Below are 11,635 nucleotides of genomic sequence, written 5' to 3' on the forward strand. Positions count from 1 at the left end.
GCGGAGCCGACCCGCGCCCACTTCCCCGCGTTATTCCGGCGAAACGACTCCCACCCGGGCCGGGCGGAGCACCTTATCCGCCACGGTATAGCCGGGTTGGATAAGCGTCTCAATAGTTTGAGCGGTCGCTTCAGCCGAGGAACGATTCATGAGCGCTTCGTGGTATTCCGGATCAAATTCGTCACCAACCGCACCGAAGCGCGCCACCTTGAACGTGGAGAAGAGGATCTGCTCCATTTTCTCCGCGATCAAACCGGTGGGCCCTTCCAGGTCACCGTGCTGGCGAGCCAACTCCACATCGTCAAGAACCGGAAGCAATGCTTCGATCACCTTGAGAGTGCCCGAATCGCGGTGCGCTCCAGCTTCCTGCTTGGAGCGGCGCACGTAATTCGTGTACTCCGTTTCGGTGTTGTAGAGCGATGCCTGAGCGCGTTTGAGCTGATCCTCCAGGGTGCTGATGGTGGCCATTGCTTCGCTAAGCGGACCGGAGGCAACACCCTCAGCACCGGCGGATTCGGCCTCGGATGCCCGCGCATCGCCAACCTCGCCCGCGCCAGCTTCATCGGCCACGGCCGCGCCAGCCGCATCCGCAGCAGCCGGTGAGGCCGCGGCGGTAGCTGCGTCGTCGTTCCCAGAAACAGCGCCCGCACCGGAACCGGCGCCGGGCTCCTCCACGCTTTCCGGACCGTTGCGATTCAGATCGTCCTCACTCATTACTTATTCTCCTCATCGTCCACCACTTCGGCGTCGACGATATTGTCATCAGAAGAACCGGCCGCACCGGAACCACCCGCGGCCCCGCCGGACGCATTCGCACCACCGGCCTGCTCAGCAGCCTGGGCCTGCGCGTAAATTTCCTGCCCGATCTTCTGCGACTTCTCGTTGAGTTCGGCCAGGGCGCTCTTGACGTCCTCCACGTTGCCGGTGCCCTTGAGGGTTTCACGTAGCTTGGCGATAGCCCCCTCCACTTCGGTGACGGTGGCATCGGTGAGCTTGTCCTTATTGTCCTTGATCAAACGCTCAATGGAGTACGCGGTCTGCTCAGCCTGGTTGCGAGTATCGGTTTCTTCCTTGGCCTTGGCATCCTCGGCGGCGTGCTCCTCAGCTTCCTTGACCATGCGGTTGATTTCCTCTTCGGAGAGGGCCGAACCGCCGGTAATGGTCATGGACTGTTCCTTGCCGGTGGACTTATCGCGCGCGGATACGTGCACGATGCCATTGGCGTCGATATCGAAAGTGACCTCAATCTGCGGCACCCCGGACGGAGCCGGCGCGATCCCGGTCAGATCGAAAGTGCCCAGCGGCTTGTTATCGCGGGTGAACTCACGTTCGCCCTGGAACACCTGGATGGATACCGAAGGCTGGTTATCTTCCGCGGTGGAGAAGGTTTCCGAATGCTTGGTAGGAATAGCGGTATTGCGCTTGATGAGCTTGGTCATCCTCCCGCCCTTGGTTTCAATACCGAGGGACAGCGGGGTCACGTCAATAAGCAGCACATCCTTGCGGTCCCCGGTGATCACACCGGATTGCAGCGCCGCACCCACAGCCACAACTTCATCAGGGTTCACACCCTTATTCGGTTCGCGCCCGTTGGTGAGTTCCTTGACCACTTCGCTCACGGCCGGCATACGGGTGGATCCACCCACCAGCACCACGTGGTCAATATCGGAAACCTGGATGCCCGCATCGCGAATCACGTTCATGAACGGGGTCTTGGTGCGATCCAGCAGATCCTTCGTCATATCCTCGAACTTGGCGCGGCTGAGGGTTTCATCCACGTGGATAGGCCCGGATTCGCTCATGGAAATATAGGGCAGCGAGATCTGGGTGGAGGTAGCGGCCGAAAGCTCAATCTTCGCCTTTTCCGCGGCTTCCTTGAGGCGCTGCAACGCGATCTTATCCTTGGACAGATCCACGCCGGAAGCGTTCTTCACCTGGTCAACCAGCCAGTTGACGATGCGCTGATCCCAATCATCCCCACCGAGCTTGTTATCCCCGGAGGTGGCCTTCACCTGGATGAAGGAGAAATCATCCTCATCCTTGCCCACTTCCAGGAGGGAGACGTCAAAGGTGCCGCCACCCAGGTCAAAGACGAGAATTGTTTCATCTTCCTTGCCCTTTTCCAGGCCGTAGGCCAGCGCCGCCGCCGTGGGTTCATTGACGATGCGCTGCACATTGAGACCGGCGATAGTGCCGGCATCCTTGGTGGCCTGGCGCTGCGCGTCATTGAAGTAGGCCGGCACGGTAATAACCGCATCCGTCACGGTATCGCCCAGGTAGGCTTCCGCATCCTTCTTCAGCTTCTGGAGGATAAACGCGGAGATCTGCTGCGCGTTGTAATCCTTACCGTCAATATCAACCTTCCAATCATCGCCCATGTGGCGCTTGACGGAAGAAATCGTGCGATCAACATTGGTGACAGCCTGGCGCTTAGCCACTTCACCCACGAGCACTTCTCCGCTCTTAGAGAAGCCCACTACGGACGGGGTGGTGCGCGCACCTTCCGCGTTCGCGATGACCGTGGGTTCCCCGCCTTCGAGGACGGCCACCACGGAGTTGGTTGTTCCCAAGTCAATACCTACTGCACGTGCCATGATTGCTCCTTCTGCATTCGTGCCGCAGATCCGCGGTACCGGCAGTACCGGCCGCGAACCCTTCGACAAAGTTTCCTTCCAAGTCTGAACGATCCGAGAACCTATGTCCAATCGGCTCGCCCTTTCTTGAGTCCACCAAACTCAACCTTGGGGTGCCGGTTTTTATTCCCGCTCTTTTTTCGCGAGCTGCGTCACGCCCGTGCGCACTCTTTTTTCGGCACGACGACGCCGCTGCGCCATCCCGGAATCCGGCGGGCTACGCCAGGTAGACTTGCACCATGACTCTGAGCATCGGTGTGGATGTTGGCGGCACGAAGGTGGCCGCCGGCGTCGTCAATGAACAAGGTGAAATTTTGCAGCGGGTCCGGCGCCCCACTCCGCGCCAGGATTCCGAGGCCTTTATCGCAACCATCGCCGTCTGCGTCAACGACCTCAAATCCTCGGGTGCTACCACCGTGGGAATCGGGCAGGCCGGCTATATCGCCGCGGATCGCGATACGTTGATTTACGGCACGAATGTCCCCCTGCAGAACGGACGGCTCGGTTCGCGTATCGCTGAGCTCACCGGCATGCCCGTCGTCGTTGAAAATGACGCCAACGCGGCGGCCTGGGCCGAATACCGTTTCGGTGCGGCCGCGGATGCGGAATCCGCCGTTGTGGTCACGCTCGGCACCGGGCTGGGCGGCGGCGTCATTATGAACGGGAATCTGCTGCGCGGAGCTTTCGGTTTCGGCGCGGAAATCGGGCACATCCACATGGTTCCCAACGGGCCGCTGTGCGGGTGCGGATCGCGCGGCTGCTGGGAAGTGATGGGCTCGGGCAGCGCGCTGGTGCGTTTCGCCACCGAACGGGCCGCGAATTACCCCAGCGGGGCCGCCCGCATCCTGGAACTGGGTGAAGGGCGAGTGACCGGCCCGGCCGTGACCGCGGCCGCTCAGGAAGGCGATGAAATGGCCCTCGATGTTTTCAATGAGCTCGCGCATTGGAATGCCATCGGCTTGGCGGATATGGCAACCATTTTCGATCCGGAAATCTTCGTAATTGCCGGCGGGGTGAGCGAGGCCGGTTCGCTCGTACTCGATCCGCTGGTACGCGAATTCCCCGAAGTTCTCCCCGTGGCGAAATACCGGACGTTGCCGGAGATTCGCCTGGCGCGGCTCGGGAACGACGCCGGGATTATCGGCGCCGCTGACCTGTCCACCATCGAATAAAGTCGCTGAGTCGCAGCCGTGTGAGCTGCGCGCACGCGCACACTAACACCAACCAGACTGCGCGCCGGAATAACAGCACCGGTTTCCACCGGTAGCGAGTATTTCCGGCGCGCAGCTGATTTTCGTTTCGACGGCGGTTTTTCTGTCATAGGCCAGCTTTAGGATGAGCCTATGAGTGAAAACATAACTACTGGCGCGTCCGCCACCGCGCGCGCCGCTGAACAAAGTGCCGCGGATTACCGCACCATTACGGAAGTTTCTGATTATCGGCGGGCCGAACGCCTGGTGGATACGCTCTCGGATGCCGGGTTCCCGGTGGAAAATGTGCGTATCGTCGGCGTGAATCTGGAAAGCGTGGAGCAGGTGACCGGGCGCCTCACCACCGGGAAAGCCGCGCTATACGGTGCGGCGGGCGGGGCTTCCTGGGGTCTCTTCTTCTCCTTCTTCTTTATTCTTTTCGCGCCGGCCGTGGTGCTCTGGCAGGTCCTCCTCTTCGGGCTCGCCTGCGGCGCGGTGCTCGGGGCCATTATGGGCGCGCTCTCGCACGGTTTCACCGGCGGGCGGCGTGATTTCGCTTCGGTGCGGGCCACCACCGCCAATTCTTATGAAGTGCAGGTGCGGCGGGCTTTCGTCAACGAAGCCTACGCAACCTTGGCGCAGGCCGGGTATTCGCTGAGCTAAACAAGCGCCCGCTACGGCCGCGACATTCGGCTTTACCGTGCTCCCAGCGGAGCTACCCACTACTATGGTGGGTGGCTCTGCTGCCGAACGTGAGGGAAACTTATGGTTGTACGCCACGAAATCCGCCCGCCTATTACCCGGCTTCCAGACGGGACCATCAAACAGATCAACCCGTTTTCCGGCACCGAAGTGTGGACCCAGCCAGGCCGCGCCAACCGCCCCCTCAAGGCGGAAGTTCCCATCGCGGAACCGTTGAGCGCGGACCACCCGGAAAACTTCTGTTCTTTCTGCGCGGATCGGGTACTGGAAACACCGCCGGAAAAGGCTCGCATCGTCGGTAACCCCGCCACGGGCGAAGCTCGGATCACCTATGATGCCCCGGTGGATTCTCTGGCGGATCCGTGGGATTTCCGGCGGGTTCCCAATCTTTTTGAGATTGTTCCCTTCCAGTACTGGACTACCAACTACCAGTACGAACTCACCACCCGCCGCCAGGATGCTTTTGAGCGCTACACCTCAGATGCGGCGGGGCGGGCCCACGTGCTCTCCGTGGCTCATAACAAGGCCATTGCTTCGGGCATGGATGAGGATGCCTGGAATGCGCTTCCGGAGCGGGAGCGCCTATTGAGCGCGCTGCCTTTCTACGGGGGCGGGCATGACCTCATTATCGGGCGCCACCACTATGTACCAGGTTCGGATTCCACCGCGAATCGGGCCGGCTCGGGTACCCTCACCCCGGCTGAGCACTACTGGTACTTCCTACTTACTGCGGATGCCATGCGCGATCTGTACGAACAAAACCGCTACGTCAAATACGTGCAGGTATTCCAGAATTGGTTGCGACCGGCCGGAGCCTCGTTCGAGCACCTGCATAAGCAGCTGGTGTCCATTGATGAACGCACCGTCAATCACCGCTACGAAGTGGACCGGGTGCGCGATAACCCCAATATTTTCAATGAGTACGGGGTGGATTACGCCGGTTACCACAATCTCGTTATCGCGGAGAATAAGTACGCGGTGGCCTACGCCGGGTTCGGGCATCGCTACCCCACTCTCGAAGTATGGTCACGCTCGGAAGCCTCCCAGCCCTTCGAACACACCCGCCACGAATTACGCGCCGTTTCGGATCTGGTGCACGCTATGCACGCGGCCACCGGCCCTGATATTCCCACGAATGAGGAATGGTACGCGCCTTCACGGGATATGGAAGTAGCGACCCCGTGGCGGGTGCTCCTCAAGTGGCGCACCTCCACGCTCGCCGGTTTCGAAGGCGGCACCAAGATCTACGTCAATACCATTGACCCGTGGTCATTGCGGGATCGGGTGGTTCCCCGCTTGCTGGAGCTGCGCGCTGAAGGCGCCATTGCCTCCACGATCAATATCGCCACCGAATGCAGTTGCGAAGTCAATTCGCTGCGTTACGGAATGGGAGAATTAGGAGTGCGCGGCAGGTAGCGTGGGCCGCGGCCCGGCCGCGGCTAGCTAGGGCAGCACCCACTCCGGCCTGGCTCGTAGAAAGGAAACTCCATGTCGCAGATTGCTGAGACCGCCCTCGTTTTTGAGGGCGGTGGTATGCGCGCGAGCGCCACGGCTCCGGTGGTTATCAAACTCATCGAGGCTGGGCTGGAGTTTCCGCACGTTTCGGGCATTTCGGCGGGTTCCAGTCACGTGGCGAATTACCTCAGCCGTGACCCGGTACGGGCGCGGCGTTCTTTCGTGGAGTTCGGAGCGGATCCGAATATTGGCAACTGGCGGACCTTCCTGGCTGGCAAGGGCGCGTTCAACTCGGATTATATTTACCGTCACACCTCACGTCCCGGCGAAGCGCTCCCTTTCGATTTCGCTACGTTCCAGTCCACTCCTGGAGATTTTGATATCAGCGCTTTTCGTTTGAGCGACGGCGCAGCCGTGCACTGGCACCGCAGCGATATTAACGTTCTTGACGATCTGCTGGTGCGGGTGCAGGCATCCTCAACGATGCCTGGCATTATGCCTTTCGTATCACTGGACGGTGAGCTTTATGCCGACGGCGCCCTCGGGCCATCCGGGGGTATACCTATCGATGCCGCTGAGGCTGCTGGCTTCGAGCGCGCCGTCGTTATTATGACGAAACCGCGCGATTATGTGCGCCCGGCGCCTTCCCGGAAGGCCACTGCGCTGATCAGGGCGGCTTTCCGCAAATACCCTCATCTCGTTACCGCGCTGGAGGAACGCGCAGCGAAGTACAACGCCACCCGGGCCCATCTTTTTGATTTGGAAGCGCGGGGGCGGGCCTACCTTTATTTCCCGCGCCACCAGCTAGTCTCCAACCGGGAAACCAATGTGGCGAAGCTAGAAGCTTCCTTCACGGCAGGCACCGCCCAGATCAACGAGGACTTCCCCGCGATCCTGCGCTTCCTCGAGATGTAGGCTACTTGCGCTGATCTTGCCGCCGCTTTGCGTGCAATGCGGAAACCAGCGGAAGCACGATAACCAGCATGAGGCAATACGCGATCAAGTCCGAGCCATAGTCCGCCATCAAGGTCGAGAACTGATCCTTGTTCTTTACGTACATCCAGATAAAGAACAAGCCCGCCATCAGGCAGGTGGACACCAGGGTAACCACGTAAACCCGCAGCCAATCTTTCTTATAAAAAAGCTTCCTCATGGAGCTATCCTACCTATTTAGACCACGGAGTAAGGCACCAAATAGCAGAACCCGCCAACATCGCAGCCAGTCCTACAACACCTCCTTTAATGGCGTTTTTACCCACGATTTTCACGATCTTGATTGCCGCTTCTTTCCATAGACCCCTTTCGATGAGCGACCCAATAGCGCCCGAGAAGAGCCCTCCTAACGCGCCTAAACCGCTCGCGTCGATAATGCATTGGGCATACGGACTCAGACTTCTGGTAGTGTTTCCCGCGCTCCCAGCAAAGCGCGTATCGCCATTCAGCATCGAAACGATCACCGCTAAATCAGATTGTGGCACCTCAGATTCCATGCCGGATTGTGTGATGTACCATTTTCCACTTTTATTCTGCGATAAATAGACAGAAAACAGCGTTTCAATATCCGCAGCCACAGCGTCAATCTCTTCCGCATCAAGGTCAACGCTTTCCACCCCTTGCAACTCGTCAACGCTAAGCACAGCCGAAGAATCGCCGTGCATTGCATTTGGTTGCGCAACCGCAATTGAGGTAGTGCCAAGAGCCAAAGCTATAGCCAATGCGCTCGACACCGTTACCTTTGTCGCAAAAATACGCGTATTCATGAAATGTGTCCTTCCTCTTTGATCGGAATCATGAACGTTTTAAAGCTAGTCACTACAGACGGTTTAGAGATACCGACGAATGTCGGTTAGCTATACCGACGTTCATCAGCCAGAATTTAATAACAGAAGCATCGACTCAAAAATCGATGAAGTCGAAAAGAAAGGAATTCCATGCCCACTCTTAGTGCCGTGGTAGCTCTATGTGCGTTAGTCTTCCCCGCAACTACAATGCCAATTACTACCCCAGCCTGTGCCGGAAGAGAAATGCACTATAGCGTTAACAAAATTTCCGGTGACCACAGCTGGTACATTCCCCAAGCCGCGCCTCCCAGGATCTGCGCGGCAATGCCGAAGCTGCATAGTTGTGAAAAGTATCGGCCGCGGTAAAACGATGCCCTACTTCGTGACACTGCACACCCCTGCCCCTAGTTATACACTCTCATCTAATGAACGGCGGGCACTATTCGTTATCAGTGCGGTTGCCTTCGCGGCAATCGATATTATCACTGCTATATTGGGCTTTTACACTTTCGAGATGTGTTATCTCTTGCCCAATATCTGCTTGTGGACACTATTTGCACTAGCGGGATTTTTCCGAGTGTGCGAACCATTGTTTATAGCAAGTTACATCACGCTTAACGTTTATGATGCTGTTGGCGTCGCTCCTAGTTTTGCCGTAACACTTTTACTCGTCATATGGCTCCTACGATCCTGGATCATTCCGGTCATCGCCACCATGATTGTCGAGGCGACTGTGTCTATCGTTATAAGCCCGACTCCTGGGCTACAAGTATTCAGCTCATTAATTACCAACATAGGCACCTTGGCCGTTGGCTTGGTTCTGCTCTGGCAAAACAATCGCCGTGCTTTGGCAGAAGAAAGAACGAAAGAAGCCTTTGAAGCCGTGCGGCAAACTCGACAAGAGTTAGCACGTCAACTGCACGACAGCACAGCAAAAGACCTGGCTCATGTTGCGATTCTTGCCCAGGATATTGCCATTCGGCATCCCGATCTATCCGAGGAATTAGACAAGCTTGTCAAGGTTGCCACAAGCGCTTCGAGGAGGATCCGTCCGCTCATCCTCTCCATGGATACAACGGCAACCGAAACCCCGCTGTCCGAGGTAATCACGCAAGTATCCAATATGTTGAGCACCAGAGATATAACTTTGGAAGTCAATATCACCGGCGACATTGATACCCTAACGACGCGGCAACAGCGCCGTACAGCGGCTTTAGCAATTCGCGAGTGCGCCTCCAATATTCTTAAATACGCACCCGCCGGCTCGGAAGCAAATCTCGTTATAGAGGTAACAACGGCACCTAATCTGCTCGCACTTTCCCTAAGTAATCAGATCGCTTCACAACCGCAGACTTCACATATGAGCAGTGGATACGGTTTGGCAAATCTGGCTAACCGAATCAGAACCGAAGGGGGAACGATACAATCCAGCGCGGTAGATCAACAGTGGATAACCTATATAACTTTGCCCGCCCACCCATCTGTTCCTTTGGAAACTGCGAGCACGCAAACCGCTATCCCGAAAGAGTAGCGCATGGATAACATTAGAATTTTACTTGCCGATGACGACCCCATTATCCGCGAGGGCCTTGCACGGCTACTCAATGAGCAAGAGGGCGTTACTGTAGTCGCTACCGCTGCTGACGGCGCGCAAGCAATTGATCAACTTAGTCACCAGAACGTGGACCTTGCTCTTCTTGACGTGGATATGCCGGTCATGAGCGGCATCGAAGCCGCTAAACGAATTAGCCACGATTCCCCTCACATCGTGATCGTTATGCTCACCGTATTCGAACACGAAGAATCTCTCGGGGAAGCTATAGGCGCTGGCGTACGCGGTTTTCTCACTAAGGACATCATCGCTCCGGAACTCGCCCAACTGATCCGCAAGGCCTACAGTGGGCAGCAGGTTATGGCACCCCGTCCGACCGAAATCCTGATCACTTCCTACGAGAAAGTCCAGCAGAGCAAAGAGGAATACGCAGATTTCGTTGCTGCGGTAGAGCAATTACCGGATCACTTGCGCCCCGTTTTCCAATTGCTCCTCCAAGCTCTGGCGAACAAGAATATTGCTCGGCGAACCGGACTAACCGAAACTACCGTGCGCTCCTATGTTTCCGATATCCTCAACCGCACCGGGTGCGCAACGCGTGCTGAACTAGGGATCACCGCTATCAAAGCTGGAATCACAGGTTGATGGAAGGATCAACAGTGCGGGTAGGCCAACCCTCAAGCGCCGCCATCCACGCACCTATAAAATCCCGGTAATAATACCGACACTTATCGGTAGTCCAGAAATATCCTTGCGTGGTTAACTGGTATCACCTCTCAACGCAGAGCCGCACCCGTTTTCTCAAGGTGCAGCCCACAACCCGATGAGGGTACATGACCGAAACTAATAGATATGGAACCGCTCATGACTGACAAGACTAGAGCCCGCATAGCGGATATCTGCGCCGGATTGGTCGCTTTGCTTGTGGCTTTCCTGGCAAAAGAGCCGGGCTGGAATATGCATAACGGCTTGATGTGGTTCGCGGTCTTCGCTGCCACATATGTCGCGCTACGCCTATCCTTCATGCTTCCCGGAATTATCAAGGGTGTTCGTCAAGCAAAAGATGACTAGCTGTACTGTTCCGAGAGGTTAGCTAAGCGGGCAAACGCAGCATACCAGCACCACCTACCCCGACATATCAACCAGCCGCCCGCTCTCCATGCGCACCACCCGATCCGCAACGGTCGCTGCTTCGGCGTCATTATGGGTCACGTACACCGCCGTCGTCCCGGCCTTTTGCAGCACCCGGCGCAGGAATACCGCCAGGTCCTCCCGCAGGCGAGTATCGAGGGCGGACAGCGGTTCGTCCAGGAGCAGCACCCGCGGGCGCGCTGCTAGGGAACGTGCCAGGGCCACTCGCTGTGCTTGCCCGCCCGAAAGAGTTGTCACCGCCCGCTTGGCATAACCGCCCAGTTCCACCAGCTCAAGCCAGCGCTCCACTTCCGCCGCCACCTCGGCACGCGAACGGCCCCGCTCAATCCCGTAGGCAATATTTCCACCCACGCTGCGATTCGGGAAGAGCTGCCCGTCCTGGAACACCATACCCACCCCACGCCGATGCGTGGGAACCGCCGTCATATCGGCACCGTCAATCAGCACCTGCCCGGATACGGCTTCCAGCCCGGCAATGCCGCGCAGCAGCGAAGATTTCCCGGAGCCAGAAGCCCCCAGAAGCGCAACAGTGGTGCCCGAATCCACGGTAAGATTCACGCCGCGCACCGCCTCGAAACCGTCCGGGTAACGCACCGATAGGTCACGAAGTTCTAACACGTAGTTTTCCTTTCTGCCGCGGTAATAACGACGACGCAGTTCCGGCAGGCGCCGCCATCTCACTCAGCACCATCAACCCTCCGGTGACCATACCGAGCACCACCGCCCCGGCCATCGCGGTCCCGTAGTTTTCCGCCCCGGGCCTACCCAGGAGCTGGCCGATAAGCACCGGGAGCGTGGTGGAATCACTGGTGGCTAGGAAAGACGTAGCGCCGTACTCCCCCAACGAAATAGCCAGCCCGAAGCCCGCCGCCACCGCGAGCGCGCGGGCAGCCAGCGGCAGGTCAATACTTCTCCACACCCGCCCCGGGCCGGCCCCCAGGGTCGGGGGGGGGGCCCGCCCCCCCCGGGGGGCGGGGGCCCCCCCCCCCCCTCAAAACAACGCCCCCGTCCATATAAAAAAAAAAAAAAACACCCAAAAAAAACCCCCGGGGGGGGGGGGGTTGACACCCGCGGCCGGCCGCGCCCAGGATTAGAAACTACCGCTGCCAGCGGGAGCCTTGCGGGCTTCATCTGGTAGCTGGAGAGGCTTGGCCTGGCGGTAATCCCAGC

At 58.2% G+C, this 11,635-nt stretch carries 13 protein-coding genes; 7 read left to right on the forward strand and 6 right to left on the reverse strand.

The window, feature by feature from the left end:
- Nucleotides 1–30 precede the first annotated feature (30 nt).
- Both PWJ82_RS04755 and dnaK read right to left on the reverse strand, forming a co-directional pair.
- Nucleotides 31–714: a nucleotide exchange factor GrpE gene (locus PWJ82_RS04755; RefSeq protein ID WP_274734311.1), complete on the reverse strand. Its 684-nt coding sequence runs from the start codon at nucleotides 712–714 to the stop codon at nucleotides 31–33.
- Nucleotides 714–2,594, reverse strand: coding sequence for a molecular chaperone DnaK (dnaK, locus tag PWJ82_RS04760; RefSeq protein WP_274734310.1), 1,881 nt, complete (start codon nucleotides 2,592–2,594; stop codon nucleotides 714–716). The genes PWJ82_RS04755 and dnaK overlap by 1 nt, the downstream gene beginning before the upstream one ends.
- 278 nt (nucleotides 2,595–2,872) lie before the next feature.
- Between dnaK and PWJ82_RS04765 the strand changes: the two genes are divergently transcribed.
- The 4 genes from PWJ82_RS04765 (at nucleotide 2,873) to PWJ82_RS04780 (ending at nucleotide 6,895) form a co-directional block, all read left to right on the forward strand.
- A complete protein-coding gene (locus tag PWJ82_RS04765; protein ID WP_274734309.1) occupies nucleotides 2,873–3,805 on the forward strand; it encodes an ROK family glucokinase in 933 nt (310 codons plus the stop codon).
- Nucleotides 3,806–3,976: 171 nt separating this feature from the next.
- The gene (locus PWJ82_RS04770; protein WP_274734308.1) at nucleotides 3,977–4,486 is read left to right on the forward strand and encodes a general stress protein; all 510 of its coding nucleotides are present in this window, start codon (nucleotides 3,977–3,979) and stop codon (nucleotides 4,484–4,486) included.
- A gap of 102 nt (nucleotides 4,487–4,588) precedes the next feature.
- Nucleotides 4,589–5,941 carry a DUF4921 family protein gene (locus tag PWJ82_RS04775; RefSeq protein ID WP_274734307.1) on the forward strand — a complete coding sequence of 451 codons (1,353 nt, stop codon included), beginning with the start codon at nucleotides 4,589–4,591 and terminating at the stop codon, nucleotides 5,939–5,941.
- Between the two features lie 72 nt (nucleotides 5,942–6,013).
- Nucleotides 6,014–6,895, forward strand: a complete 882-nt coding sequence (locus PWJ82_RS04780; protein WP_274735548.1) for a patatin-like phospholipase family protein — start codon at nucleotides 6,014–6,016, stop codon at nucleotides 6,893–6,895.
- Between the two features lies 1 nt (nucleotide 6,896).
- Here the strand turns inward: PWJ82_RS04780 and PWJ82_RS04785 are convergent, their stop codons facing one another.
- Together PWJ82_RS04785 and PWJ82_RS04790 are read right to left on the reverse strand one after the other, a co-directional pair.
- On the reverse strand, nucleotides 6,897–7,133 hold the full coding sequence (locus PWJ82_RS04785; RefSeq protein WP_274734305.1) for a hypothetical protein: 237 nt from the start codon (nucleotides 7,131–7,133) through the stop codon (nucleotides 6,897–6,899).
- 13 nt (nucleotides 7,134–7,146) lie between these two features.
- Nucleotides 7,147–7,740, reverse strand: a complete 594-nt coding sequence (locus tag PWJ82_RS04790) for a hypothetical protein (RefSeq protein WP_274734303.1) — start codon at nucleotides 7,738–7,740, stop codon at nucleotides 7,147–7,149.
- A 364-nt stretch (nucleotides 7,741–8,104) separates the two neighbouring features.
- Between PWJ82_RS04790 and PWJ82_RS04795 the strand changes: the two genes are divergently transcribed.
- The 3 genes from PWJ82_RS04795 (at nucleotide 8,105) to PWJ82_RS04805 (ending at nucleotide 10,384) form a co-directional block, all read left to right on the forward strand.
- Entirely contained in the window at nucleotides 8,105–9,292 is a 1,188-nt protein-coding gene (locus PWJ82_RS04795) for a sensor histidine kinase (protein WP_274734301.1), read from the forward strand.
- 3 nt (nucleotides 9,293–9,295) lie between these two features.
- Nucleotides 9,296–9,958 carry a response regulator transcription factor gene (locus tag PWJ82_RS04800; RefSeq protein ID WP_274734299.1) on the forward strand — a complete coding sequence of 221 codons (663 nt, stop codon included), beginning with the start codon at nucleotides 9,296–9,298 and terminating at the stop codon, nucleotides 9,956–9,958.
- Nucleotides 9,959–10,177: 219 nt separating this feature from the next.
- The gene (locus PWJ82_RS04805; protein WP_274734297.1) at nucleotides 10,178–10,384 is read left to right on the forward strand and encodes a hypothetical protein; all 207 of its coding nucleotides are present in this window, start codon (nucleotides 10,178–10,180) and stop codon (nucleotides 10,382–10,384) included.
- Nucleotides 10,385–10,438: 54 nt separating this feature from the next.
- Here PWJ82_RS04805 and PWJ82_RS04810 read toward each other — a convergent pair whose 3' ends face one another.
- Together PWJ82_RS04810 and PWJ82_RS04815 are read right to left on the reverse strand one after the other, a co-directional pair.
- Entirely contained in the window at nucleotides 10,439–11,083 is a 645-nt protein-coding gene (locus tag PWJ82_RS04810; RefSeq protein ID WP_274734295.1) for an ABC transporter ATP-binding protein, read from the reverse strand.
- Nucleotides 11,067–11,384 (reverse strand): hypothetical protein, encoded by a 318-nt coding sequence (locus tag PWJ82_RS04815; RefSeq protein WP_274735549.1) that lies wholly within the window; start codon nucleotides 11,382–11,384, stop codon nucleotides 11,067–11,069. The genes PWJ82_RS04810 and PWJ82_RS04815 overlap by 17 nt, the downstream gene beginning before the upstream one ends.
- Nucleotides 11,385–11,635 lie beyond the last annotated feature (251 nt).

Source organism: Actinotignum schaalii (genome assembly GCF_028864145.1).
In the GTDB taxonomy this organism is placed as follows: domain Bacteria; phylum Actinomycetota; class Actinomycetes; order Actinomycetales; family Actinomycetaceae; genus Actinotignum; species Actinotignum schaalii_B.